Origin of the sequence: Catenuloplanes japonicus, from assembly GCF_000717135.1 — a bacterium.
In the GTDB taxonomy this organism is placed as follows: Bacteria; Actinomycetota; Actinomycetes; order Mycobacteriales; family Micromonosporaceae; genus Catenuloplanes; species Catenuloplanes japonicus.
In genome coordinates this window covers 376,040-402,479 of record NZ_JNXY01000005.1, presented here as the reverse complement: position 1 = coordinate 402,479, position 26,440 = coordinate 376,040, and the positions used below count along the sequence as shown (strand labels likewise).

General features: G+C 73.5%; 16 protein-coding genes and 1 rRNA gene. 15 read left to right on the top strand and 2 right to left on the bottom strand.

Features of this window, described 5'->3' with window-relative positions:
* The 6 genes from rrf to OP04_RS10795 all read left to right on the top strand — a co-directional run.
* Nucleotides 1-76: ribosomal RNA gene (rrf, locus tag OP04_RS56965) — 5S ribosomal RNA — on the top strand; the annotation flags it as partial.
* 145 nt (nt 77-221) lie between these two features.
* Entirely contained in the window at nt 222-3,575 is a 3,354-nt protein-coding gene (locus OP04_RS10815; protein ID WP_033339363.1) for a DUF4132 domain-containing protein, read from the top strand.
* A gap of 14 nt (nt 3,576-3,589) precedes the next feature.
* A complete protein-coding gene (locus OP04_RS10810; protein WP_033339476.1) occupies nt 3,590-4,663 on the top strand; it encodes an ATP-binding protein in 1,074 nt (357 codons plus the stop codon).
* Entirely contained in the window at nt 4,660-6,918 is a 2,259-nt protein-coding gene (locus tag OP04_RS10805) for a DUF5682 family protein (RefSeq protein ID WP_033339362.1), read from the top strand. Before OP04_RS10810 ends, OP04_RS10805 begins: the two co-directional genes overlap by 4 nt.
* A gap of 32 nt (nt 6,919-6,950) precedes the next feature.
* A complete protein-coding gene (locus tag OP04_RS10800; RefSeq protein WP_033339475.1) occupies nt 6,951-8,054 on the top strand; it encodes a VWA domain-containing protein in 1,104 nt (367 codons plus the stop codon).
* Nucleotides 8,055-8,073: 19 nt separating this feature from the next.
* The gene (locus OP04_RS10795) at nt 8,074-10,032 is read left to right on the top strand and encodes a hypothetical protein (RefSeq protein ID WP_033339361.1); all 1,959 of its coding nucleotides are present in this window, start codon (nt 8,074-8,076) and stop codon (nt 10,030-10,032) included.
* Between the two features lie 143 nt (nt 10,033-10,175).
* On the opposite strand, the gene OP04_RS10790 is transcribed toward OP04_RS10795, so the two are convergent.
* Together OP04_RS10790 and OP04_RS10785 are read right to left on the bottom strand one after the other, a co-directional pair.
* Entirely contained in the window at nt 10,176-12,164 is a 1,989-nt protein-coding gene (locus tag OP04_RS10790) for a hypothetical protein (RefSeq protein ID WP_033339360.1), read from the bottom strand.
* Between the two features lie 341 nt (nt 12,165-12,505).
* Nucleotides 12,506-13,804, bottom strand: coding sequence for a DUF4407 domain-containing protein (locus tag OP04_RS10785; protein WP_085066360.1), 1,299 nt, complete (start codon nt 13,802-13,804; stop codon nt 12,506-12,508).
* A 380-nt stretch (nt 13,805-14,184) separates the two neighbouring features.
* Here OP04_RS10785 and OP04_RS10780 point away from each other — a divergent pair, with 380 nt between their 5' ends.
* From OP04_RS10780 to OP04_RS10740, 9 genes are read left to right on the top strand one after another with little or no spacing between them, the layout of a single operon-like run.
* Nucleotides 14,185-15,213, top strand: a complete 1,029-nt coding sequence (locus OP04_RS10780; RefSeq protein WP_157239600.1) for a hypothetical protein — start codon at nt 14,185-14,187, stop codon at nt 15,211-15,213.
* Nucleotides 15,200-17,797: a sensor histidine kinase gene (locus OP04_RS10775; RefSeq protein ID WP_051797462.1), complete on the top strand. Its 2,598-nt coding sequence runs from the start codon at nt 15,200-15,202 to the stop codon at nt 17,795-17,797. Before OP04_RS10780 ends, OP04_RS10775 begins: the two co-directional genes overlap by 14 nt.
* Nucleotides 17,794-18,216, top strand: coding sequence for a roadblock/LC7 domain-containing protein (locus OP04_RS10770; protein ID WP_033339358.1), 423 nt, complete (start codon nt 17,794-17,796; stop codon nt 18,214-18,216). Before OP04_RS10775 ends, OP04_RS10770 begins: the two co-directional genes overlap by 4 nt.
* Complete coding sequence (locus OP04_RS10765) at nt 18,213-18,644, top strand: DUF742 domain-containing protein (RefSeq protein WP_051797460.1); 432 nt, start codon at nt 18,213-18,215, stop codon at nt 18,642-18,644. The genes OP04_RS10770 and OP04_RS10765 overlap by 4 nt, the downstream gene beginning before the upstream one ends.
* A 30-nt stretch (nt 18,645-18,674) precedes the next feature.
* Nucleotides 18,675-21,536 (top strand): SWIM zinc finger family protein, encoded by a 2,862-nt coding sequence (locus OP04_RS10760; protein WP_033339357.1) that lies wholly within the window; start codon nt 18,675-18,677, stop codon nt 21,534-21,536.
* A complete protein-coding gene (locus OP04_RS10755) occupies nt 21,533-22,597 on the top strand; it encodes an ATP-binding protein (protein ID WP_033339356.1) in 1,065 nt (354 codons plus the stop codon). Before OP04_RS10760 ends, OP04_RS10755 begins: the two co-directional genes overlap by 4 nt.
* Nucleotides 22,597-24,798: a DUF5682 family protein gene (locus OP04_RS10750; protein ID WP_033339355.1), complete on the top strand. Its 2,202-nt coding sequence runs from the start codon at nt 22,597-22,599 to the stop codon at nt 24,796-24,798. Before OP04_RS10755 ends, OP04_RS10750 begins: the two co-directional genes overlap by 1 nt.
* Nucleotides 24,795-25,232, top strand: coding sequence for a hypothetical protein (locus OP04_RS10745; protein ID WP_033339354.1), 438 nt, complete (start codon nt 24,795-24,797; stop codon nt 25,230-25,232). Before OP04_RS10750 ends, OP04_RS10745 begins: the two co-directional genes overlap by 4 nt.
* Nucleotides 25,229-26,401 carry a VWA domain-containing protein gene (locus OP04_RS10740; RefSeq protein WP_232323537.1) on the top strand — a complete coding sequence of 391 codons (1,173 nt, stop codon included), beginning with the start codon at nt 25,229-25,231 and terminating at the stop codon, nt 26,399-26,401. The genes OP04_RS10745 and OP04_RS10740 overlap by 4 nt, the downstream gene beginning before the upstream one ends.
* The last annotated feature ends 39 nt before the right edge of the window (nt 26,402-26,440 follow it).

Genomic DNA, 26,440 nt, shown 5'->3' with positions numbered 1-26,440 from the left:
GAACCCGGAAGCTAAGCCCACCAGCGCCGATGGTACTGCACTCGGGAGGGTGTGGGAGAGTAGGACACCGCCGGACTTCTTATTACTTAGGGCCACCCCCATGGGGGTGGCCCTAAGTGTATTTACGGACCATTTTGCTCCACCCGGCCGGTGGAACGAAATTGTCGCACCTTCTGGTTACTGTGGCGCCGCAAGCGAGCGAAACCGCAGGAGGTCAGGTCGTGACGAACACCGAGACCGTCGAGACGACGGCAGATGAGGACGTGTTCGTCCTCCAGCCCGGCTGGCTCCGCACCCGCTACGCCCGCCGTGGCGAACCAGGGCTGAAGGCGCGGCGTCCCGACGCGGAGAAGGCACGGGCTGCGATCGCCACGTTCAAGAGCAAGATGCCCGGCCGGGTGCGGAAGTTCGCCGAGCACGAGCAGACGGACCCGGAGATCGGCCAGGCCGTGCTGGCGTACTACCAGGATCAGGCCGACCCGTCCCCGACCGGCGCGGCCGGCACCGCACTCGCCTGGCACGACCTGCTGGGCTACAACGAGGGCGAGAGCCTCCCGCTGATCGCGGACCGCTGGCTGGCGGAGCAGGGGCTGCGTTTCGCGGTCGAGGCCGTCGTCGAGATGTTCTCGATGGTCACCGGCGACAATCGCAGCGTCTACGAGACCGTCCAGCCGCTGCGCTACGCCGACACCGCGGACCGGAACTTCGAGATGTCCAAGCGTCCGCTGCTCGACCTCGCCGGCCGGGTCCGGCACGCGCTGGCCACCGCCGGCGAGGAGGAGTACGGCGAGGTCGTCGAGATCCTCGCCCGGCACCGGCAGACGAATATGCTGCGGCGCGTGGGCACGTCGTTCCTGGCGCCGACGGAGAGCGCCTGGGTGGAGGCGGACAGCGTCGAGGTCGCCGCCACCGGCTCTCCGGAGCTGGCCCACGTGCTCCTCACCGCGATCCACACCGGCGAGCAGGCCGCGCGGATCACGCCGCTGGCCGAGTCGTGGTGGCTGATGTACCACGCGCCGATGCTGAGCACGTTCATGATCGGTGTCCGTGCCGACGCGCTCCCGGCGCTGCTGAGCTGGTTGAGCACCGACGTCGCGGACTATGCGAAGAGGTTCCTGCCCGCGATCGGCGCGATCCCCACGGACGCGGCCTTCGACGCGCTGCTGGATCGGGTCGACGAGAAGTACGTGCTGCCCGAGGTCCAGGCGATGGCGAATCGTTTCCCGGCCCGTGCGATGCGGTTGCTGGCGGTCCGCCCGACTGCCAAGCGGACGTTCACCGAGCTGCTGACCGCACATGTGCTGGCCCACCAGGAGCTGGCCGCACGACTTCTTCCCGAGTTGCCGGAGTCGGTGGCCGACCGGGTTCAGGACGTGCTCGACCGGGCCGCCGAGGTGCGGGAGGCCCCGGCGGACACGCTGCCGTCGCTGCTCGCGAGCCCGCCGTGGACGCGCAGCCGCACGGTCCGCAAGCCGACGGTGATCACCGGTCTGGAGTGCACCGACCCGGTCGCACTCGACTGGGCGCCCGGTGAGGCCGACGTCTGGCTGACGCTGCGCTTCGAGCAGATGAGCTGGGCCTCGCACACGGACTGGGCCGAGGTCGCGACCGAGATCCGGCGAACCCCGCGCCAGAACTGGTATCAGATCGGCGCGTTCTTCGCACTGGCCCCGCTGTCGCTGACACTGCCGCAGATCGGCGCTTGGCGGCCGTCGGATCTGTACGAGTCCGGCGAGGTCATGCGGCGCGTGGTGGCCCGGCACGGCATGGTGGCGTACCCGGCCGCGCTGCACGCCGCGCAGCACATGCCGCAGGCCGTGATCGCGTTGCTGCCGTTCACGTCGCCCGAGGTGGCGACGCTGATGGCGGACCGGTTCGCGCGCCTGAAGTCGGTGCGGCCGGTGGCGCTGTCCTGGCTGACCCGGCACCCGGTCTCCGCGGCCCGCGCGTTGATCCCGGCCGCGGTCGGCAAGGCCGGTCCGGACCGGCGGTCCGCGGAGCAGGCGCTGTCCGCGATCGTGGCCGCCGGTTTCGCGGACGAGGTGCGGGCCGCCGCCCGGTCGTACGGCGAGGTGGCCGCCGCCGAGATCGAGCCGCTGATCACCACGGACCCGCTGGACAGGCTCCCGGCGAGGATGCCGGTCGTCCCGGACTGGGCGGACCCGGCGCTGCTCCCGCGGCTTCAGACGCCGGCGGGCGCGCTGCCGCTGGACACGGCCCGGCACGTGCTGACCATGCTGGCGTTGTCGCGCCTCGCGGAGCCGTACCCCGGCCTGGGGATTGTGAAAGGGCTTGTCGACGCGCGGGGTCTGGCGGAGTTCGCCTGGGCGTTGTTCCGGCGCTGGCAGGTGGCCGGTATGCCGTCGAAGGAGTCGTGGGCGTTCGAGGCGCTGGCGCACTTCGGCGACGACGAGGTGGTGCGGAACCTGGCGCCGCTGATCCGGGCCTGGCCGGGCGAGGGCGGGCACACGCGTGCCGTGGCCGGCCTGGAGATCCTCTCCACGATCGGCTCGGACGTGGCGTTGATGCACCTGCACGGCATCGCGCAGAAGGTGAAGTTCAAGGGCCTGAAGGACCGGGCGAACGAGAAGATGGCCGAGGTCGCGGCCGCGCTCGAGCTGCGCCCGGAGCAGCTGGCGGATCGGTTGCTGCCGGACTTCGGCCTGGACGACACCGGCAGCCTCACGCTCGACTACGGGCCGCGGCGGTTCGTGGTCGGCTTCGACGAGCAGCTGAAGCCGTTCGTCGCCGATGCGGAGGGCAAGCGGCTGAAGGCGCTGCCGAAACCGGGTGCCAAGGACGACGCCGAGCGTGCGCCGGAGGCGTACCGCCGATTCTCGGGTTTGAAAAAGGATGTGCGCACGGTCGGCGGTGATCAGATCCGTCGTCTGGAGCGCGCGATGGTGGACGGGCGCCGGTGGACCGGTGCGGAGTTCACGCGCTACCTGGTCGGGCATCCGCTGCTGGTGCACATCGTGCGCCGGGTGGTGTGGGGCGTCTACGACGACGGGGGTGCGCTGACCGCGGCGCTGCGGGTGGCCGAGGACCGGTCGTTCGCGGATGCGGAGGACGGTCCGGTGACGGTGGCCGACGACGCGGTGATCGGCGTGGTGCATCCGCTGACGCTCGGCGACGCGCTGCCGGTCTGGGCGGAGGTCTTCGCGGATTACGAGATCCTGCAGCCGTTCCCGCAGGTGGGACGCGAGATCTTCCGGCTGGGGGAGGCGGAGGCGACCGCGGTGGAGTTCACCCGGTTCAAGGACGTGAAGCTGCCGACCGGCAGACTGCTCGGGCTGGAGAAGCACGGCTGGCGTCGCGGCGACCCGCAGGACGGCGGCCACCAGGGCTGGATGGAGCGGGACGTGCCGGACGACCGGATGATCGTGGTGCAGCTGGACCCGGGCATCGCGGTCGGCGCGATCGACATCTTCCCCGAGCAGCGGCTCGACGAGGTGTCCGTGCAGTCGCGGAACGATTCCGTCTGGGGCCGGGACCGAAAGTTGATCAGGCTGGGTGAGCTCGACGAGATCACGATCTCCGAGATCATCCGCGAGTTGAACGAGGTGACCGTGTGACCGACATCGAGACGATGCAGCGCCCGCCGGCCGAGGTCCGGTACGCGGACGAGCTGCGCAGGCTGCGGGAGACGGACTCGGATCCGCGACCGCCGGGGTGGGCGCTGAGCCTGCGTGCGGCCCGCCGCTTCATCGTCGGCGACGAGCGGCACGGCATCTCGAAGAAGTTCGTCGGTGACCCGTCGCTGATCGACCGTTCGCTGGTCAGCCTCGCCACCAGTCGTGGCCTGATGCTGGTCGGCGAGCCCGGTACGGCGAAGTCGCTGCTGTCCGAGCTGCTGGCGGCCGCGGTGAGCGGTGACTCGACGCTGACGATCCAGGGCGGTGCGGCCACCACCGAGGACCAGATCAAGTACTCGTGGAACTACGCGCTGCTGGTCGCGGACGGCCCGTCGACGAAGTCGCTGGTCCCGGCGCCGCTGCTGCACGGCATGTCCGGTGGCAAGGTGGTCCGGTTCGAGGAGATCACCCGGTGTCCGCTGGAGGTGCAGGACTGCCTGCTCTCGCCGCTGTCGGACCGGGTGATGTCGGTGCCGGAGCTGACCGGGGCGGACGCGATGGTGTTCGCGACGGAGGGCTTCAACATCATCGCGACCGCGAACACGCGGGACCGGGGTGTGAACGAGATGAGTTCCGCGCTCAAGCGGCGTTTCAACTTCGAGACCGTCTTCCCGATCTCGGACCTGGCCACGGAGCTGTCGCTGGTCGAGCAGGAGGCGTCCGCGCTGCTGCGGCGCTCCGGCGTCACGGCCGCGCCGAGCCGGGACGTGCTGGAGGTGCTGGTCACCGCGTTCCGGGAGCTGCGGTCCGGGCAGACCGCGCGCGGCGACTCGATGGACAAGCTGACGTCCGTGATGAGCACGGCGGAGGCGGTGTCCGTGGCGCACGCGGTCGGGCTGCGTGGCTGGTTCCTGCGCGGCGAGTCCGGCACGGCCGAGGATCTGGTCTCCTGCCTGGCCGGCACCGCGGCCAAGGACAGCCCGGAGGATCTGGCGAAGCTGCGGCGCTATCTGGAGCAGCAGGCCCGGGGCCGGAAGGGCGCGGGCTGGAAGGCGCTGTACGACGCCCGGCACGTGCTCCCCGGATGATCACTTTCATCGGGGTCCGGCACCACAGCCCGGCGTGCGCGCGGCTGGTCCGCGAGACGATCGAGGAGCTGAAGCCGGCGTACGTGCTGGTCGAGGGCCCGGTCGAGATGAACGCGCGGATCGGCGAGCTGCTGCTCGGGCACGAGCTGCCGATCGCGGTGTTCAGCAGCTACAAGGACGGGGAGCGGCACCACGCGTCCTGGGCGCCGTTCTGTGACTACTCGCCGGAGTGGACCGCGCTGACCGCGGGCCGGGCGGCCGGTGCCCAGCTGCGCTTCATCGACCTCCCGGCCTGGCATCCGGCGTTCTCCGAGCGGCGGAACCGGTACGCGGACGCGGAGCAGCGGTACGCCGAGGTGGTCGACCGGCTGTGCCGCGAGTTCTCCGTGGACAACGTGGACACGCTCTGGGACCACCTGTTCGAGGTGCCGGACCCGGACGGTCTGGCCGAGCGGCTGGCCGCCTACTTCGACCTGCTGCGGGGCGAGGCGGAGGCGGGCGAGGACGACGTTGCCCGCGAGGCCTACATGGCGTCCTGGATCCGGAAGGTGCGCAGGGAGGCGGGCGACCGGCCGATCGTGGTGGTCACCGGCGGGTTCCACCGTCCGGCGCTGGTCCGGCTGGCCGCGCTGCCCGGCGACGACGAGCCGGTGGTGCACGCGCTCCCGGCGGACGCGGCCGGCGGCAGTTACCTGGTGCCGTACTCGTTCCGACGCCTGGACTCGTTCGACGGCTACCAGTCCGGGATGCCGTCCCCGGCGTACTACCAGCACGTCTTCGAGGCCGGGGTGGACACGGCCGCGAGCCGGCTGACCGAGGCCGTGGTGACCCGGCTGCGCGACCGCAAGCAGCGGCTCTCCACGGCGGACCTGATCGCGGCCACCACGTCCGGCCAGGCGCTGGCGCTGGTCCGCGGCCACCGGCACCGCTCCCGGACGGATGTGCTGGACGGCCTGGTGTCCGCGCTGCTCGACGAGGCACTGGACGTGCCGCTGCCCTGGTCCGCGCGGGGCACGCCGGCGCCGGGCACACATCCGGTGGTGGTGGAGATGGTCGCGGCGCTCAGCGGTGACCGGGTCGGCCGCCTGCACCCGGAGACGCCCGCGCCGCCGCTGGTGCACCACGCCACCGCGGAGCTGGAGCGCCACGGGCTGGACTCGGACGGCGCCCGCAAACTGGACCTCGCCCGGGACCGCGATCGCGAGGTCAGCCGCGTGCTGCACCGGCTGCGGATCCTGGGCGTGCCCGGCTTCACCCGGCAGTCCGGCCCGACGACCGGCATCGACCCGGAACCGGTCGAGCAGTGGACGATCGCGCGGGACGACCTGCGGCTGCCCGCGCTGATCGAGGCCGGCGGCTACGGTGCCACGATCGACGAGGCGGCCGGCGCGCTGCTGGCCGAGCGCGTCACGGACGTGGGCGGCGACGTGGAGAAGCTGGCCGGCGTGCTGTTCGACGCCGCGCTGGCCGGTATCCCGGAGCTGTCCGGCCGGGTGCTGGACGCGGTCGGCCGCGCGGTCGGCGCCACGCCGGAGATGGGCCCGCTGGGCAGGGTGCTGGACGTGGTGCTGGCGCTGTGGCGGCACGACCGGCTGCTCGGCACGGCCGGGAGCACGCCGCTGGGCGTCGTGATCGGGGCCTCGGTGGAGCGGATCCTCTGGCTGGCCGAGGGGGTCCGGGGCGGTGCCGGTGCGGATCTGCCGCGGATCGGCGCGCTGGCCTCGGTGCGGGACGCGCTCGTGCACGCCGGGAAGGCTCTCGACCTGGACCGGGACGCCGCGCTCGGCGTGGCCGCCCGGCTGGCGCTGAGCGCGGAGGCACCGCCGGACCTGCGCGGTGCCGGGTTCGGGTTCGGCTGGTCGCTGGGCTCGTCCGACGCCGGTGATCCGGTGCGGGCGATCCGGGGCGCGTTCGCGCCGTCGACCGCCGGTGACTGGCTGGCCGGGCTGTTCGCGCTGGCCCGCGAGGAGGTGCTGCAGGCCGGCGGCGTGCTGGACGTGCTGGACGAGGCGGTCGACGTGATGGGCGACGGGGACTTCCTGATCGCGCTGCCCGCGCTGCGGCAGGCGTTCGAGTTCTTCCCGCCGCGCGAGCGGGACACGATCGCGCAGCACCTGCTGGGCCGGCGCGGGATCGTCGGCCACAGCCGTGCGCTGCTGCGTCTCGCGGCCGAGCCCGAGCTGGTGGCCGAGGGTGCGGAGCTGGACGGACGGGTGGCGGAGCTGTTGACGCGGGAAGGACTGATCACGACGTGACGACTGATCCGACGCTGGAGCGCTGGCGGCTGATGCTCGGCGACCCGGCCTCCGCACTGAACGACGGCCGGATGAGCACGGAAGGCCGGGCCCGGAGCGCGGCGCTGGACTGGCTCTACGGCCGCGACGAGGGCCTGCGCAAGCGGGGCATCCGGGGCAGCGGGGCCGGGGGCAAGGAGGGCGGCGACGGCGACTCCGTGCTGAACACGGTGGACTGGCTGACCGCGATCAACAAGCTGTTCCCGAAGGAGACGATCGAGCGTCTGCAGAAGGACGCGGTCGAGAAGTACCAGATCCACGACGTGGTCACGAACCCGGCCGTGCTGGAGACGATCACGCCGAACCAGACGCTGCTCAAGGCCGTGCTGCAGACCAAGCACCTGATGAACCCCGAGGTGATGCGGCTGGCCCGGCGCATCGTCGAGGAGGTGGTCCGCGACCTGATGGAGAAGTTGAAGGCGGAGGTGCGGAAGTCGTTCAGCGGCAGCCGCAGCCGGCGTCCCAGTCGCTTCCAGCAGGCGCGCAACTTCGACGTCCGGCGCACGATCCGGGACAACCTGGGCCACTACCGGCCGGAGGACCGGCGGCTGCTGATCGAGACGCCGTACTTCTTCTCCCGCACCCGCCGTCACCTGGACAAGTGGCAGGTGATCCTGCTCGTCGACCAGTCCGGCTCGATGACGGACTCGGTGATCCACTCGGCGGTCACGGCCGGCTGCCTGTGGGGCCTGCCCGGCATCAAGACGCACCTGGTCGCGTTCGACACCAATGTCGTGGACCTGACCTCCGATGTGGAGGACCCGGTCGAGATGCTGATGAAGGTGCAGCTCGGCGGCGGCACCGACATCACGCGCGCGGTCCAGTACGGCGCGGGCCTGATCGAGCAACCGCGCCGCACCATCTTCGTGCTGGTCAGCGACTTCTACGAGGGCGGCGACGCCACCCACCTGGTCCGGCTGATCGGCAACCTGGTCGATCAGGGCACCAAGGTGTTCTGCCTGGCCGCGCTGGATTCCGACGCCAACCCGGACTACGACGCGCACACGGCACAGCGCTTCGCCAACGTCGGCGCGGCCGTGGGCGCGATGACGCCGGGCGAGCTGGCCGCGTTCATCGCGGAACACGTCAACCGATGAAGAACCGAGGGGGTACGCCGTGCGGGCCGACCTACGTGCGCTGACCACGGACGCGCTGGCCGCCCTGACCAACCGTGGCCTGGTCAAGCGCGCCGCCCGGGAGCTGGACGCGGCACCGCCCGAGCTGACGGAGGACGCGGACGGCACCGTGGTCGCCACGTTCGCGGACGGGCCGGTGACCACGCTGCCGGTCGGCGGGCTGGAGGCCGGTTCCTGCACCTGCGGGGCGATGGGCGCCTGCCGTCACCTGCTCGGGCTGGTCCTCGCCTACCAGCGCCTGCCGGACTCGGCGTCGGCAGCACCGTCGTCCGCTGAGGCGGAGGTCATCGACTGGTCGCCGGGCACGTTCACGGACGAGCTGCTGCAGACCCGGGTCGGCGCCCGGCTGATGACCGCGGCCCGCAAGACGCTGCGCTCCGGTTACGTCGCGCGTGTGCGCCGGCCGACCGCAGCCGACCCGTCCCCGCAGGTCGACCTGGGTTCCGCCACGGTCCGCTTCCTGGTCCCGCACGATCTGGGCTTCGTGCACACGGACGCGGTCGCGGGCGCGCGCGACGACGTGCTGGCGCTGGCCGTGTGGGCGTTCCGGGCCGCGGACGAGCGCGCGCCGGGCGCCCCGGAGATCCAGATCGAGGTCGGGGGTACGGACGCGGCCGCGGCCAAGGACGGCACCGGCCTGGCCCCGGCCGTGGCGGTCGCGTCCGAGCTGCTGCGCGACGGCGCTGTGCACGCCGGCCCCGGGCTGGCGTCCGCGCTGGCCGAGGCGCGCCGAGGGCTGGACTCGACCGGGCTGCGCTGGCCGCTGCTCGCGGTCGCGGACCTGGAGGAGCTGCTGACGGCGTACCGGGACCGCAGCGCCGGCTACCGTCCCGAGGCGCTGGCGGAGCTGCTGGTGGAGCTGCACGCCCGGGAGCGGACCGTCCGCAACGGCGGGTCCGGGCTGCGCAGCCGCGTGCTGGGCACGGAGGAGGCGGCGGAGACGCCGTTGCGGCGGACCCGGCTGGAGAGCCTGGGCTGCAGGGTCACCGAGCTGGGCGACACCCGGACCGCCGAGATCTTCTTCGCGCACGCGGACAGCACCACGGTGCTGGTGCTGCGCCGGTCCTGGACGACGGAGGAGGACGGTCCCGCGCTGGCCCGGCGGCGGGTCGGCGGCGTCACGATCGGCGGCCTGGCCGGCGGCAACGTGATCACCGAGTCCGCCGTGCGCAGCGCGAGCCGGGTGGTGCGGCTGGCCACCGGGCGGCTGGCGAAGACGTCCGCGAGCCCGTCGCGCGGCACCTGGGACCAGCTCCCGGCCGGGCTGTTCGTCGACTCCTACGACGCGGAGCGCCGGCGCCTGGAGGTGCTGCCGCCGCGCCCGGTCCGGCCGCGCGTGGAGGCGGAGCTGGTGCGCGCGCTCGCGGTCGCGGAGGTGCACACCGTCATCTACTCGCCCGGCCAGCAGCGGCTGGACGCGCAGGTCGCGGACGCGTCCGGCACGCTCGCCACGATCACCGCGCACCACACGCCGGCCGCGCCCGGCCGGCTGGACGCGCTGGCGGCCGCGCTGACCGGCGCGCACGGCACGGTCCGGCTGGTCAGCGGCACGGTGCGGCGTGCGGCGGGCGGCCTGGTGGTGGACCCGCTGGCGGTCGCGGCCGACGGCACGATCGTGGTGCCGGACCTGGCCCCGGCCGATGCGAAGGCGGACGCGTTGCCGCACGGCGCGATCCCGTCCGACCCGCTGGCCGACGCGCTCACCCAGGCCGCCGGGCTGCTGGCCGAGGGCGCGCACCGCGGCCTGGCCCACCTGCCGTCGTCGTTCCCGGAGCGGCTGCGCGCCGAGGCGACCACGCTGACCGGCCTGGGCCTGCGCCGGGTCGCGGACGCGGTGCGCGGCTTTGCCGACTCACTCGGCCCGGACCCGTCCGACGCCGCCGTGGAGTCCTGGCTGGACGCGTCGCTGTATGTCGGCACCGCGCTGGAGCAGCGCTGACGGACGCGCGCGTCCCGATCATCGCGGGCCCGGGTTTTGATCTTGCGGCCACGGACCTGGCAGGGAGGAGCCCCGGCGACGACCGGTGTCGCCGGGAGGCCTCGGCAGGTGATGTGAGACCAAATCGGCAGATGAATGCTTTTTCAGGTGGTGAGATCGGCCATCCAGAATCCGGCGGTACGCGTGTGGAGCTCCGGCTTGTGCTGCTGGTTGCGGAAGGCGAGCGCCTCGTCGTAGAAGCGGTCGATCTGGAAGACCGCGCGGTCGGCCATGTGGTCGAGCGACGAGGCGATCTGCGCGTCGAGCGCGCCGGTCGGGTCGCCCAGCGGGTCCGTGCGGATCCAGTGGGCGATGACCAGGCGGACCAGCTGCGGATCGCCGTTGACCGGCTCGGCCAGCTCGCGCAGCTCACCGCGCGGGCCGGGGTAGTGGCCGGTCGTCCGCGGTGCCGCGGTGATCGCGCGCAGCTCGGCCAGCCACCTGTCCGCGGGCAACTCGGCCAGGCGCAGGTCGAGGTGGTTGACGACCGGCTCGATCTCGCCGAGCGCGAGGCCGTGGCGGAGCGCGCCGACGCGTCTGCCGATCTGCTCGTAGTGCTCGCGCAGTCGTTCGTGGACGGCACGCCACGAGTCCGGATGGTTGATCGGGCGGTCCGCCAGCTGGTCGAGCAGCACCCGGCGCAGGAACGGGTGCAGGAGCCGGGTGCCGGGCGCGACCAGCAGGTCCGTGCGGGTGAACTCGGCCAGGCCGGGCGGCGGCGGCGCGGCCAGCGCGACCGCGGTGGAGACCGGGTCGAGGACCGGCAGCACGCTGCACGTGACCAGCTCCTCGTGGAGCGCGCCGGCGACGCGGCCGAGCAGCCGCGACGCGGTCACCGTCGCGAGCGTCGCACCCGGGTCAACGGCGTCGGCCAGACGCAGCACCGCCCGGGGATCGAGGGGCGGACCGGAAGCTCCGTCCGTCTGTCGTGCCGTCGCCAACGTCCGTAGCACATGGGTGAACCCCCAGGGATGGCCGCCGGTGAGACGCTCGGCCACGGTGACGTCGTCGGAGGTGACGGCGGACTCGAGGTGGCGGCACATCGCCTCGGCGGAATCGTCGTCGAGATCGGGCAGCTCGGTCACGAGCAGCAGGTGAGCGGGGTCGGCCCAGCCGGCGGCGAGCCGTTCACGCCAGGCGCCGGCACCGCCGTCCTCGATGGACGCGCCGGCGACGGTGGGTTGCGCCGTGCCGGCCGGGAACCGGGTGTGGCCGGACGCGAGCAGCAGCATCGGGTCGGAGCGGCCGGTGCCGCCGCGCTCGACGAGTCGCTTGTGCCGGATGGCGGTGAGCATGGAGAGCAGACTCAGGCCGGAGCCGCTGTCCGCGTGGTCGAGCAGCACCACGGGGTGGTCGGTGCGCGGGCCGGCGAAGCGGCCGCCGTCGTAGGCCGCGGCGAGGTCGGCCAGGAACGCCTCGCAGAGGATCGACTCGATGGCCTCGTGGTCGACCTCCATGGTGTGCCGCATGTCGATCAGCGCGTCGACCGGGTCGCGGGAGGTGGTGTGACGCTGCCGGTACCACGCCAGGCTCTCGTGGGCGCGGCGGCCGAGCGAGGCTGCGGTGGCGTCGATCGCGGCGAGGTAGCTGACCTCGGACGGGTCCGGCTTGAGCCCGGCGGCCGCGAGGTCGCGCCCGAGCTTGAGCATGACCTCGCGGGTGACGGCCTTGAGCCGGTGCCGGTTGGCCAGCAGGTCGCGGAGCACCTGCTCGGTGACGTGCCGGCTGTTGTCGTCCTCGAAGGACACGCGCAGCGCGACCAGCCCGAGCGCGAACCGGGGCAGCGTGAGCCGGCCGTAGCCCTTGATCTGGCCGGCCAGGCCGAACATGACGCGGGCGAGCAGCTCGTGCGGCTCCAGCCAGCCGCAGGCGCCGAGGTCGATGCGCACGCACGGCCGGGCGCCCTGCGACTCGGCCCAGACGTGGGCCAGCAGGTCGCTGCCGCGCTCGCCGCGGGCCGTCCAGAACAGCATGATCGGCTGCTCGGTCGGGACCATGTCGCCGGCGTCGGTGAACTCCGGCTCCAGGAAGCGCGGGAGCAGGTGGTCGACGATCCAGCGGCGGTTCGGTGGCAGCGGGGGCGGCTCGGGCATGGCGGGGATCCTCGCTCGACTCGCTCGGTGGTGCGGTGCGGGGGAAGGCGCGAGGCGCTCCGGGCAATGATGCGCGTCCGCAGGAGGCGTAGGCAAGTGCAGATGCACGTGCAGATGCAGACTCTCAAAGGTGAGCCACTTCCGACCGATGCGGAAATTTCCGGACATTTCCGTTCGGTCCATGCGTGACGGCCTGGAACACCGATCGTTAGTTTTCCGGATTTTCTGCCTGCTGGCGTGCTCGTGTTCGCCGCATCGGGGTCACAACTGAGCCAAGTTTGCGGCAAGACGCGGTCAACCGTCCTGCTTCGGTCGGAATCCAGTCGTCCTCTTTACAGTGACTAACGGACGAATGCGGTAAGGGCGACGGCGAACAGCAGTAGGGCGCCCGCGGCCGTCCACGGTGTCCGGGACGCGCGACGGCGGTGCCGCCGGGCCCGGCCGGGCAGCCGCGGGCCGCCGGACGGCAGCGACCGGTGCACCCGTTCGGACTGCAGCGCCGCGCGGTGCTCCGTGACGCGCCGGGCGGCCTCGTGACGGACGAAGTCCCGGCTGCCGAGGTAGGCGCTGTCCAGCGCGCGCCGGGCGTCCGCCTGTTCGCGCAGGCTCTCCGCACGCTGGGCGGCCGCGTAGATCAGCGCCCGGTGCACGTCCGGCGACTCGCGCTCGGCCGTGGTCGCGGCCTCCAGCTCCTCCTGCGTGCGCCGGCGCCGGTGCCGCTTCGCGATGTCGACCAGGCTGACCGGCGAGAAGACCTTCGCCACGGCCGGCACCAGGTCCACCACGACGAACACGATCTCCAGCAGCCGGTAGAGCCGGCGCGCCTCCGGGTCCCGGTCCAGCACGGTCGCGAGCGCGGCCCGGCGGGCGAAGATGCCGTCGTTGTGCGCGGTGGACGCGCCGGCCGCGTCCGCAGCGGCCCCGAGGCGCCGGTCCAGGTCCCGCACGGCCGTGTCGATCTCCGGGCCGCGCGCGTTCAGCCGGCTCCGCGCGATGTCCCGCGCGGTCTTCGCCACGTTCAGGTCGCCGAGCTTGATCCCGGCGATCTTGCCGCAGCCGCGCAGCCGCCGGGTGCCGGGGCACTCCTCGTCGAACGCCTTCTGCAGCGGCGGGATCGCGGCCTCGGTCCGGTCGTAGCCGCGCTGCAGCGCGGCCTTCTCGGTGACCAGCGCGGCGCGCTGCTTGGCCAGGTCGGAGTCCGCCCGGACCTGGTCGGAGATCGCGGCGGTGCTGCGCAGCCGGTCCGCGTCGATCTGCTGCGCGATCTCCTTCGCGCCGACGCCGAGCATCGCGAACCACGCGATGAGCAGGCCCATCGGCACCGCGATCGCGAGCCGCGGCACCAGCAGCCAGAGCCGGTGGAGCACGCCGTCCCGCTCGATGTGCGCGGAGACCAGCCACCGGTCGATCTGGAAGATGCCGAAGCCCCAGACCAGCGCCACGGCCGCGGCGACGCGCGGCGACGCGTCGGTGGCCATCGTGACCGCCCAGAACGTGGTGGCCGCGGCCATCAGTGTGGTGAAGAGCACCAGCGCGCCGAACACGCGGTACCGGCCGGCCTCGCCCCAGAAGAGCGCCTCGTCCGGATCCACGCCGGAGGCGCGGAGGAAGAGGTGGGGTCTGCGTCGAGCAGGGGACATCGAGCCTCCAACGGGCTAGATCATCCCCATTATGTGTTTTTGCCCTAGTTGTTTGGCCCTGAATGACCAGATCCGTCACGGTTGGACCCAGAACCGCCGTGATCGCACGCAGTGGCGGTCGCGTAAGCGCTCTGTGAGGGAGAAAGCGTTAGCAGAGTGCCAGGAGAATTTCTCTTGATTCGAAAATCCCATTACGTGCCGAACTTCCGCTACTTTCCTACCCGTTGGCGACGTCCGTTTTCGCACGGGGCGATCACCGCGGCCACCGCATGCCGTGGAGATGGCGGGAACGGGCGGCTGTGGGCTAGGGGTGCATTGTGATCATGCCAGTGCGGCGTGCGCGTCAATGGTCGCGTTCCGCGCCGGGTCTTCTCGCGGTCGTGCTGATCCTCGTGCCGACCGCAATACTTTTCGGACAGAGCTGGAACGCGTCCAGCGAACGAATCGACTCCGTGAAGCGCGAGCACCAGGGCGTCGAATACACCATCGCGCTCGGCGAGCTCACGCGCGTGATGGCCGAGGCGCAGTCGGCCGCGCTGCACCAGAGCCCGTCGCTGGATCCGGTCAACGGTGCGGTCGCGGCCGTGGACGGGGTGGACGCCCGACTCGGCGCGGACCTCGGCACCACCGCGCGCTGGGCCGACGCCCGCTCCAAGATCGAGGCGCTGGGCGGGGTGAACGGCAGCACGACCACGGTCTACGCGGCGTACGCGGCCGTCACCGACCTGCTGCTCGCGCTGCACGCCGAGGTCCGCGACAACGCGGAGCTCAGCCGGGACCCGCGCGGCGATACGTTCCACCTGCAGGAGGCCGGTGCGGCGGAGCTGCCCGCGCTGATCGTCGGCACCGGGCGCCTCGCGGACCTGGCCGGCATGGCGGTCGGCGCGACCGACGCGGAGCGGCCCGCGCTGCTCGGCCGGATCCTGGCCACCCGCACCACGGTCGAGGACGGCGTCGCGGACCTCACCGACAACCTGCAGTCCTCGCTGGACTCGACGGACAGCGACACGCTCAGCACCAAGCTGCTGACCGGCCTGAACCGGTTCCGGCAGGGCGTCGACAAGCTTTACGTGGTGGCCGCCGGTGCGGAGACGGACGCCGGCATGGCCGCGCAGATCTCACCCGCGCGCACCGAGGCACAGCGCGCGCAGGCGGACCTGATGGCGACCGTGCTCACGGAGCTGGACACGCTGCTCCGCGACCGGTCCGGCCAGCTCAACACCCAGCGGATCGTCGCGGTGGCCATGCTGGTCCTGGCCGTGCTGATCGCGGCCGTCCCGATCGTGCTGCCGTTCGTGCTGAACAGGCCCCGTGCCCAGACCGAGCCGGTCGCCCGGCACGCCGAGGAGACCGCGGCGGCGGAGGACGTCTGGGCCCCGAGACGGAGGCGGACCAGTGCCACGCGTTGAGTTTCCCCCGCTGCGCGTCCAGGGCAAGCTCGCCCTGGTCATGGTGGTGCCGCTGATCGGACTGATCGCGCTCGCGGTGCCGGTGGTCGTCGACCGCATGCAGGAGGCCGGGCGCGCCGGCGACACCGCGGACCGGGTCATGCAGGCCGGGCGCGTCGGCGCGGTCGTGCAGGCGCTCCAGCAGGAACGGCTGCTCTCCGTGGCGTACGTGCGCGGCCTCACCGACCGCTCCCGCCTCGAACTGCAGACCGCGCGCGTCACGGACTGGACCGCGGACCTGCGCGCCGAGGGCGACCTGACGCCGGAGCTGACCGCGGCCGCGGACGCGGTCGGCGAGCTGGCCGGCACGCGCAAGGAGGTGCTGTCCCGGACCGCGGGCACGGAGGCGATCGGCGCCGGCTTCGGCCAGGCGATCGCGCGGTTCGTGGACGGGCTGCGGCTCTCCGGCGTCGCGGACGGCGGCACCGAGACCGGGCGCCGCGTGCTGGCGCTGGACACGGCGATCCGGGTGGACGAGGAGGCGAGCGCGGCGGCCTACGTGCTGCTCGACCTCGCGGTCAGCAAGGATCTCGCCTCGGTGGCGCGGGCCGCCGGCCGGTTCGAGGCGCTGGACCTCCAGCTCGCCCGGCTGCGTGGATTCGCGGACGCGGAGCAGACCGCGGCGTACGACTCCGTGCTGGCCCAGATGCGGCTCGCGGCCGGCGACGACTTCTTCGACAGTTTCGCCACGGACCCGGTCGGCACCGCGAACCGGCTGGACGCCGCGCGGATGCTGCCGTTCATCCAGTCCGTCCTGGTCAACGGCCGTTTCATCGAGCATCAGATCGCCCGCGAGGTCGGTGACCTGGTGGAGTCCGACCGGCGCGCGGCGAACGCGATGGCCGGGCTGGTGCTCACGCTGACCGTGCTGCTCACCGCGGCCGTCGGGGCGGGCGCGTTCATCACGGCCCGCCGCGTCACCAAGCCGCTGCTGCGCCTGACCGAGACCGCGGACCGCGTCGCCCGGCTCACCGAGGAGGAGCTGACCCGCGTCGCCGACGACGAGGCCGAGTCCACCACGCCGATCCGGCTCGATCCGCTGCGCGTGCGCGGCGACGACGAGGTCAGCGACCTCGCGCACGCGTTCAACCGCGTGCAGGGCACCGCGGCCCGGCTGGTCGAGCGGCAGGTCGCCGGCCGGCGGAACGTGGCGCAGATGTTCGGCCACATCGGACGCCGCGCGGAGAACCTGATCGACCGTCAGCTGGCCGTCATCGACGCGCTCGAACGCGACGAGACGGACGCGACGCGCCTGGAGAGCCTCTACCGCCTCGACCACATGGCCAGCAGGCTGCGCCGCAACGCCAGCAGCCTGGTCGCGCTCTCCGGCGGCGGCACCGAGTCCGGCCAGTACCGGGAGCCGCTGCCGCTGCTGCACGTGGTCCGGCTCGCGCTCGGCGAGATCGAGGGCTACCCGCGCGTCGACGTCGACGTGCCGGACACCATCGACGTGCTGCCACAGGCGATCGCGGACCTGACGCTGGTGATCGCGGAGCTGATGGAGAACGCCTGCACGTTCTCCCCGCCGGACACGCGGGTCACGGTCACGGCCGCGCCCGCGGACAACGGCGTCCGCCTGATCATCACGGACCACGGCCTCGGCCTCGCGCCGGACCGGCTCGCGCAGGAGAACGCGCGGCTGGCACGCCGGGAACGGCTCGATCTGGCGCCCACCGAGGTGCTCGGCCTCTTCGTCGTCGGCCGCGTGGCCCGCAGGCAGAACATGCCGGTCCGGCTCGCGGAGACGCCCGGCGGTGGCGTGACCGCATCCGTGCTGCTCGGCCGCTACCAGCTCGTCCTGCCGGAGCCCGAAGAGCAACACCTGCGTCCGGGGGTACGGATGGAGGCCGCGATTCCGGCCGCGGGCATGGAGGTGGCGCTGCTGGACCGGGCGAGCCGCAGCCTGGAGGCCGGGCCGTCCTGGGACGCGTTCTCGATCGCGGCCGCGGAGCTGGCGGAGATCGAGGCGGCGCCCGAGCCCGCACCGGCCGAGCCCGCACCGGCACCCGCGCCGGTCGTGCAGACGCCGCTGCGGGTGCGCCCCGTGGTCGAGTACCGGGCCGCGCCGATCGCGCTGCCCGGCCCGCTCCCGGAACCGCTCGCCCTGCCGGGACCGCGGCGGCCGGTCAGCCCGCTGATCGTCGCGGACGCGGACGGGCGGACGACCGACACCGTCGAGGTGCCGAGACCGCTGATCGTGCCGATGGTCGCGACGCGCGGCGAGCTCGTCGAGAACCCGGCGCCGTCCGTCCGCCGAGCGGACCAGGACACCGCGCCGACGACCGAGATCACGATCGTCGACCCGGCTTCGGTTACCGACGCTGCCGAGACGGGTAACGGGCTGCTGAAGCGGGTGCCGGGCGCCACGCTCGACAGCCAGAACGTCCCACTTGTTCCACCGAGGATCATCCGCCCGGGAACCGCGCCGGCCCGTCAGGACCCGGAGAAGGTACGCGAGTTGATGCGGCAGTTCGAGTCCGGCGTCGCCCGGGGCTTGCGTGCCGTCCGATCCGACCAGCACACCGACGAGGGAAACACCCGATGAGCACCCTGAGCACCGAGGCCAAGACCTTCAACTGGCTGCTGGACACGTTCGCGTCCGGTACCGCCGGCGTGATCCAGGCGATCGCCGTCTCGTCCGACGGCCTGCTGATGGCGATGACCACCGCCCAGGAACGGGCCAACTCGGAACGACTCGCCGCGGTCGTCTCCGGGCTGACCAGCCTGGCGGCGGGCGCGGCGAGCTGCTACCCGCTCGGCGGCCTGAACCGGGTCATCCTCGACATGGACGAGGGATATCTCCTGGTCACCTCGATCAGCGAGGGCTCGGCGCTGGGCGTGATAGCCGAGCGCTCCGCGAACCTGGGCACGCTCGCCTACGAGATGACGCTCTTCGCCAACAAGGCCGGCGATGCGCTGACACCCACGCTCATCAACGAGCTCAAGCGCAACGTCTCGGCGTGACCGCGGTGGAGAACGGCGGCGAACTCGTCGGGCGGCACCGCGTGCGGCCCTACCTGGAGTCGTCGCCGGCAGACGAGCCCGGATGGAACACCTCCACCGGCTTCCGGCCGTTCGTGCTGACCGCCGGCCGTGTCCACGAGGACGGCGACACCGCCGGCGCGATCGGCATGGAGACACAGGTGGTGGCGCGCTGGGGCGAGCCGACCGACGCGCTCGGGCCGGAGGAGCGGGAGATCGTGCGGCTCTGCGTGGAGTCGCTCTCCGTCATGGAGATCAGCGCCCGGCTCGGGCTGCACCTCGGCGTGGCCATGGTGCTGGTCGGTGACCTGAGCGCGGCCGGGCACCTCGTCGTGCAGGAGGAGACGGGCGAGGACGGCCTGAGCGACGAGACCATGACGCGGGTGGCCGAAGGGCTGCGGTTGCTCTGAATTGTCGTACCCCTTCCATAGGGTCGGTGGGTGCCCGTCGAACCGTGGACGGCCGCGCACGTTCTCGCTCTCGCACCCGACGCCTCTTCGGCGAAGGGTGCGCAGAGCGTCAGCGGTGCGGCCAAGTGGGAGGCCGTCGGCCTCAACGATGACGTGTTGTGGGGACTCTGCAAGGGCAGCGGTAAGAAGCCGTACCAAGCCTGTGTGGATCTCTCCGGACCCGCCTACAAATGCTCGTGCCCGAGTCGCAAATTCCCGTGCAAACACGCGCTGGGACTGTTGCTGCTCTGGTCCGCCGGCAGTGTGCCCACCGGTGATCCGCTGCCGGACTGGGTGGCCGAGTGGCAGGCCGGGCGCCGCGACCGGGCGGCCCGCGCGGAGACCCGGCGCGCCGAGCCCGGCGTCGTGGTGGACGAGGCCGCGGCCCGCAAGCGCGCGGATCAGCGGGCCGACCGGGTCGCCGGCGGCCTCGCCGAGCTCGACCGGTGGCTGCTCGACCAGGTGACGTCCGGCCTGGCCGGCGCGGAGCGGGCCGGTTACGGGCCGTTCGAGACAATGGCCGCCCGGCTGGTCGACGCGCAGGCCGGCACGGCCGCGAGCACGGTCCGGCGGCTCGGGCGGCTGGCCGGCGTCGGCGCCGGATGGGCCGATCGGCTGCTCGGCGAGCTGGGGCTGCTGCGGCTGCTGGTCGCGGGCTACGACCGGCGCGACGCGCTCCCGCCGGAGCTGGCCGCGACCGTCCGCACCCGGATCGGCTTCGCCACCTCGACGGACGAGGTGCTGGCCGGCCCGCGCCTCCGTGACTCGTGGCAGGTGCTCGGCCAGGCCGACACCGTGGAGGAGCGGCTGACCAGCCGGCGCACCTGGCTGCGCGGCGTGACCACCGGCCGGTCCGCGCTGCTGCTGGCCTACGCGGCACCCGGCCAGTCGCTGCCCGGCGACGCGGTGCCGGGCACGCTCCTCGACGCCGAGCTGTGCTTCTACCCGGGCGCGTCCCCGCTGCGCGCGCTGATCGCGCAGCCGCACGGCACGTCCGGGCTCTCCACGGTGGCCGGTGCGCTGCCGGTCCGGGCGGCGCTGGCCGCGGCCGGCCGCCTGCGCGCGTCGGATCCGTGGCTGGAGGAGGTGCCGGTGCTGCTCGGCGCCGTGCGCCCGGCCGGCACGGACCGGCTGACCGACCCGGCCGGAGACGCGGTGTGGCTGGTCGGCGGCGAGCCCTGGTGGCTGCTGGCCGCGTCCGGCGGCCATCCGGTGACGGTCGCGGGCGAGCTGACCACGGACGGCGGCGTGCGCCCGCTGGCCGTCTGGTCCGAGGACGGCGTGTTTACGGCGGCCCCGCACGGCGCGGTGACCGGCGACCGGCACGCCACGCGGCTGCCGGGGGAGCTGGTGTCGTCCGCGCTGGTCGGCGTGGAGCGGCGGCCGTGGCGCGGGCCGTCGGTGACGGCCGAGGGGCGCGAGCTGCTGGGCCCCGCCGAAGCGCTGCTCGAAGCGGCCGCCGTGGCCGTGGTCTGTCAGCGGTCCGGGCCGGCACCGTCGCCGGACGTCGAGCCGGACGCGCCGGCCGGTGCGGAGCCGCGCCCGCCGGTCACCCCCGCGGCAGCCCGGCGGCTCGCGCAGCTGCTGTCCGGCGCCGGGGTGCCGGGCGGCGGTGACGTGGCGCAACGGCTGCTCGCGGAGTGGCTGCGGATCGCGGCCGCGCACGGCCTCCGGGCGCCCGCGTCCTCGCTGCCCGCGCTGCTGGACGCCGGTCGTCGCAGCACCGCGCTGCGGCCCGCGCTCGCGCTGGTGGCCGGCGCGCGCGGCGGCTGGCTGGCCGAGCGGCACCCCGACTGGCGTTACCTGCTGACCGAGGCGACCGCCACGGCCGATGAGGCGGATTGGGCGACCGGCTCGCCCGGCGCCCGCCTGGCCTACCTGGTCGCGCTGCGCGAGCGGGACCCGGATGCCGCCCGTGAGCTGCTCACCGCCGGTTTCGACGCGGAGGAGCCGGAGCAGCGCGCCCGATTCGTGGCCGCGCTCGCCACCGGACTGTCCACGGACGACGAGCCACTGCTCGAGCGCGCGCTCGACGACCGCCGCCGCGAGGTCCGGCAGGCCGCGGCGGAGCTGCTGGCCGCGCTGCCCGGTTCCGCGCTGCGGGCCAGGATGACCGGGCGTGCGCTGGACGCGGTCCGGCTCGACGCGGGCCGGCTGGTGATCACGCCGCCAGCGGCCTGTGACGCGGCCATGCGGCGGGACGGCATCGCGCCGAAACCGCCGCGCGGCGTGGGCGAGCGTGCCTGGCTGCTGGAGGAGGTGGTCGCGCGCACGCCGCTGAGCACCTGGACCGGCGCGTTCGGCCTGGACCCGGCCGCGATCACGGCGCTGCCGGTGGCCGACGACTGGGCTCTCACGCTCCACAAGGGCCTGTCCCGCGCCGCCGTCACCGAGCGCGACCCGGCCTGGGTGATGCCGCTGGCGGACCTGATGTCGAGGCCGATCAACCGTGACCTGGACGTGGCCGACCACCTGCTGACGATGGCGCTCTACGAGGCGCTGCCCCCGGCCGAGCTGGGCCGGTACGCCGCACGCGTGCTGCGCGCGGACCCGGCCCGCGCGCACCGGCTGGCCGAGCTGTGCCCGGCACCGTGGCCGGACGAGCTGGCCGACGCCGCGCTCGACGGTATGGCGAGCCTGTCCGCCTCCGGGCGGTACGCGTGGAACCTCGGCGACCTGTGCCGGCTGGCCGCCGCGGCCATGCCGGTGTCCTGTACGACCCGCGTCGCGGAGCTGGCCGAGCGGATCCGGCACGCCGGCGACGCCGCGGTCACGACCCGGCCGGCCGACACCGTCGCGGCGCTGGCCGCCGCACTGACCTACCGACACGAGATGACCGAGGAGCTTCGATGACGGCCCTGCGCCCGCACGCCGAGCAACTGTTCGCGGCCGAGCTGGAGCGGCTCGCGGCCGCGGACGATCTGCCCCGGCCGCCCGGCTGGAAGCTGTCCCCGCAGGCCGTGGTGACGTACCTGCTGGGGGACGGCGAGGGCATCTCGCCGAAGTACGTCGGGCCGCGCCGGCTGATGGAGGTCGCGGTCGCCACGCTCGCCACCGACCGGGCGCTGCTGCTGCTCGGCGTGCCCGGCACGGCCAAGACCTGGGTCTCCGAGCACCTGGCCGCCGCGATCTCCGGCGACTCGACGCTGCTGGTCCAGGGCACGGCCGGCACCGCGGAGGAGGCGATCCGGTACGGCTGGAACTACGCCCGGCTGCTGGCCGAGGGCCCGTCCACGGACGCGTTGGTGCCCAGCCCGATCATGCACGCGATGCGTACCGGCGCGATCGCCCGGTTCGAGGAGCTGACCCGGGTGCCGTCCGACGTGCAGGACTCGCTGATCACGATCCTGTCCGAGAAGACGCTGCCGGTCCCGGAGCTGAATTCGGAGATTCAGGCGCAGCGCGGCTTCAACATCATCGCGACCGCGAACGACCGCGACCGGGGTGTGAACGAGCTGTCCAGCGCGCTGCGCCGCCGTTTCAACACGGTGGTGCTGCCGGTGCCCGCGTCCGCGGACGAGGAGGTCGACATCGTCGCCCGCCGCGTCGAGCAGCTCGGCCGCTCGCTGGAGTTGCCGGAGGTCCCGGCCGCGGTGGAGGAGATCCGCCGCGTGGTCACGGTCTTCCGCGAGCTGCGTGGCGGTCTGACCGCGGACGGCCGCACCAAGCTCAAGTCGCCGACCGGCACGCTCTCCACCGCGGAGGCGATCTCCGTGATCACGAACGGGATCGCGCTGGCCGGGCACTTCGGCGACGGCACGCTGCGGGCCGGCGACGTGGCGGCCGGGATCACCGGTGCCGTGATCAAGGACCCGGTGTCGGACGCGGTCGTCTGGCGTGAATACCTGGAGACCGTGGTCCGCGAGCGCGACGGCTGGTCCGACTTCTACCGGGCCGCGCGCGAGGCGATCTGATGGAGCGCCACTACGGGGTCCGGCACCACGGGCCCGGCTCCGCGCGGGCGGTGCTGCACGCGCTCGACGCGCAGCGGCCGGACCTGGTGCTGATCGAGGGCCCGCCGGAGGCGGACGAGCTGGTCACCTGGGCGTCGAACGACGGGCTGGTCCCGCCGGTGGCGCTGCTCGGCTATGTGACGGACGCCCCGGGCCGGGCCGCCTACTGGCCGTTCGCGGTCTTCTCGCCGGAGTGGCAGGCGATCCGCTGGGCGGTCACGCACGACGTGCCGGTGCGCTTCTTCGACCTGCCGTGGGCCTACCGCGCGGCCGAGGAGGAGCCGGAGCCAGATCAAGATCATGAGGGGGTACGGCCGGTCGACCCGATCGGCGAGCTGGCCGCGGCCGCCGGTTACGACGATCCGGAGCGCTGGTGGGAGGACGTGATCGAGCACCGGGGCCTGCCGGCGTTCGAGGCGATCGCCGAGGCCATGGCCGCGATCCGGGCCGAGTCGCCGGAGGACCCGCGGGACCTGCTGCGCGAGGCGCACATGCGCACGGTGCTGCGCGCCGCCCGGCGTACCCACGGCAACATCGCGGTGGTCTGCGGGGCCTGGCACGTGCCCGCGCTGGACGCCAAGGTCAGCGCCGCCGCCGATGCCGCGCTGCTCAAGGGCCGGAAGAAGGCCAAGGTCACGTTCACCTGGGTGCCGTGGACGTACGGGCGGCTCGCGTCCTGGCAGGGCTACGGCGCCGGCGTCCGCTCGCCGGGCTGGTACGACCACCTCTTCGCCACCGAGGAGCGGGTGATCACGCGGTGGCTGGTCCGGGCCGCGGGCGTGCTCCGGGACGACGGCGTGCCGGTCTCGTCCGCGCACGTCATCGAGGCGGTCCGGCTCGCCGAGGCGCTCGCGGTGCTGCGCGGCCGGCCGCTGGCCGGCCTGGACGAGGTCACCGAGGCGTCCCGCGCCGTGCTGTGCGAGGGCGACGAGCTGCGGCTCGACCTGATCGGACGGCGGCTGGTGGTCAGCGAGCGGCTCGGCGAGGTGCCGGACGACATGCCGGCCGTGCCGCTCGCCCGCGACCTGGCCGCGCACCAGCGCACGCTGCGTCTCAAGCCGTCGCCGCTTGAGGCCGAGCTCAAGCTGGACCTGCGCAAGGAGACCGACCTCGGGCGCAGCCGGCTGCTGCACCGGCTGCGCCTGCTCGACGTGCCGTGGGGCGAGCTGGACACGCGCGGCGGCGGCAAGGGCACGTTCCGTGAGACGTGGAACCTGCGCTGGCAGCCGGAGTACGCGGTCGCGCTGGTGGAGGCGAGCGGCTACGGCACCACCGTGCTGTCCGCGGCCACGGCGCGGGTGGTGGAGCGGGCGCGGCAGAGCACCGCGCTGGCCGAGGTGACCGCGCTGGTCGAGACGTGCCTGCTGGCCGACCTGCCGGAGGCGTACCCGCCGGTGCTGCGCGCGCTGGACACCCGCGCCGCGCTCGACTCCGACGTGACGCGCCTGATGGCCGCGATCCCGGCGCTGGCCCGCACGCTGCGGTACGGCGACGTGCGCGGCACCGACCTGGGCGCGCTCGGGACGGTCACCGCCGCGCTGGTCGGCCGCGTCTGCGCCGCGCTGCCGTCGGCCGTGCTGGCGCTGTCCGACGAGGCCGCGGCGGATCTGCGCCGCCACGCGGACGCGGTGCACGCCGCGATCGGCCTGCTCGACGACGCCGGGCTCCGCGACCGCTGGCTGGACACGCTGGTGTCGCTGACCGGCCGCGACGACCTGCACGGGCTGCTGGCCGGCCGGTTCACCCGGGTGCTCTACGAGGAGGACCGGCTGGACCGGCCGGACACGCGACGGCGGATGGGCCTGGTGCTGACCGCGGGCGTGACCCCGGCCGCGGCGGCCCGCTGGATCGAGGGCTTCCTGTCCGGCGGCGGCCTGCTGCTGGTGCACGACGCCGCGCTGCTGGCGCTGGTCGACGAGTGGCTGACCGGCATCGGCGCGGACGCGTTCACCGAGGCGCTGCCGCTGCTGCGGCGCACGTTCGGCACGTTCGCCCAGCCGGAACGACGGTCGATCGGCGAGCGGGTGACCGGCACCGCGCGCGACGACCGGCACGGCGGCGCCGGCAGCCGGGGCGTGGACCACGAGCTGGCCGCGCTGGCGCTGCCCACGCTGGGCGCGCTGCTGGGACGCGAGATCCGCTACGAGGGGAGCACGGCATGAGCAGGCGGGGATTCAAGCTGGACCGGTTCCGGCGCATGCTCGGCGGCGGCGTGCCCGCGGCGGGCGTGACCAGGGTGAGCAGGCCGTCGGGCCGAGCGTCCGGGATGGACGATGAAGCCTCGGCCGAGGCCCGGGAAGGATCGACGGCGCTCGCCGACGACCGCATCCGGCCGACCCGGCAGGCGCCCCCTGCCGGGGGTCCGGGCGGGGACGGGCGGGCCGCGCGGGCCGACGACCAGGACCAGCGGGCGCTTCAGGCCGGGGACGGCCGGGCGCCACGCGCGGACGGCCCGGCCCGGCGGGCGGCGGAGGAAGAGCCCGACACCCCGACGACGGCCGTGGACGGGCTCGGAGCGGGCGATTCGCACGGGCGCTCGCGTACCGGCAAAGGCTTTGGATCTTATCGGGGTGTGCATCGGAAGGCGGCGGCGTGACCGGCGACGAGGAGCGGCTGCGCCGTTGGCGGATGGTGCTCGGCGGTGCGGCCGCGGGCGATGGCTTCCGCGAGCTGACCGGCGCGGAGGCCGCGATGGACGCGGCGCTGGGCGCGCTCTACGACAGTGGCGGTGACGACGGGCAGGCGAAGGGCAGGTCGGCCGGGCTGGGCGGTTCGGCGCCGCGGGTGGCGCGCTGGCTGGGCGACATCCGGGAGTACTTCCCGAGCACGGTCGTGCAGGTCATGCAGCAGGATGCGATCGAGCGGCTGAACCTGACCTCGCTGCTGCTGGAGCCGGAGATGCTGGCCGCGGTCGAGGCGGACGTGCACCTGGTCGGCACGCTGCTGTCGCTGAACCGCGTGATGCCGGACCGGACGAAGGAGCTGGCCCGCCAGGTGGTCCGGAAGGTGGTGGACGAGCTGGAGCGCCGCATCGCGCAGAAGACGCGGGCCGCGGTGACCGGCGCGCTGAACCGGGCGACGAGGGTGAACCGGCCGCGGCACGCGGACATCGACTGGGACCGGACCATCCGGGCGAATCTGAAGCACTACCAGCCGGAGCACCGGACCGTGGTGCCGGAGCGGCTGATCGGCTACGGCCGGCGGACCAGCGCGGTGCAGCGGGACGTGGTGCTGTGCGTGGACCAGTCCGGTTCGATGGCCGCGTCCGTGGTCTATTCCGGCGTGTTCTCGGCCGTGCTCGCCACGATGCGGAGCCTGCGCACGTCGCTGGTCGTGTTCGACACCGCGGTCGTGGACCTGACCGAGCAGCTCAGCGACCCGGTGGAGGTGTTGTTCGGCACGCAGCTGGGCGGCGGCACGGACATCAACCGCGCGATCGCCTATGGCCAGACGCTGATCACCCGGCCGCAGGAGAGCATCTTCGTGCTGATCAGCGACCTGTACGAGGGCGGTGTCCGGGACGAGATGCTGCGCCGGGTGGCCGCGATGGTCGCGTCCGGCACGCAGGTGATCGTGCTGCTGGCGCTCTCCGACGAGGGCGCGCCCGCCTACGACCACGAGAACGCGGCCGCGCTCGCCGCGCTGGGCGTGCCCGCGTTCGCCTGCACGCCGGACATGTTCCCGGACCTGATGGCGGCCGCGATCGAGCGCCGTGACGTGAAGGCTTTCGCGGAGCGTGCGACGGAGGAGGGCGCGGGGCGTTAGGTGTCGTCGCCGGGTGGGAAAGGTCTGTCCCAACTGACG

Bases quoted from the DNA above. Each gene is read 5' to 3' on its own strand.
- OP04_RS10800 (WP_033339475.1), top strand. From the start codon at position 6,951: ATGCTCGGCGACCCGGCCTCCGCACTGAACGACGGCCGGATGAGCACG.
- OP04_RS10805 (WP_033339362.1), top strand. From the start codon at position 4,660: ATGATCACTTTCATCGGGGTCCGGCACCACAGCCCGGCGTGCGCGCGG.
- OP04_RS10770 (WP_033339358.1), top strand. From the start codon at position 17,794: ATGAGCACCCTGAGCACCGAGGCCAAGACCTTCAACTGGCTGCTGGAC.
- OP04_RS10810 (WP_033339476.1), top strand. From the start codon at position 3,590: ATGCAGCGCCCGCCGGCCGAGGTCCGGTACGCGGACGAGCTGCGCAGG.
- OP04_RS10745 (WP_033339354.1), top strand. From the start codon at position 24,795: ATGAGCAGGCGGGGATTCAAGCTGGACCGGTTCCGGCGCATGCTCGGC.
- OP04_RS10790 (WP_033339360.1), bottom strand. From the start codon at position 12,164: ATGCCCGAGCCGCCCCCGCTGCCACCGAACCGCCGCTGGATCGTCGAC.
- OP04_RS10785 (WP_085066360.1), bottom strand. From the start codon at position 13,804: ATGTCCCCTGCTCGACGCAGACCCCACCTCTTCCTCCGCGCCTCCGGC.
- OP04_RS10755 (WP_033339356.1), top strand. From the start codon at position 21,533: ATGACGGCCCTGCGCCCGCACGCCGAGCAACTGTTCGCGGCCGAGCTG.
- OP04_RS10750 (WP_033339355.1), top strand. From the start codon at position 22,597: ATGGAGCGCCACTACGGGGTCCGGCACCACGGGCCCGGCTCCGCGCGG.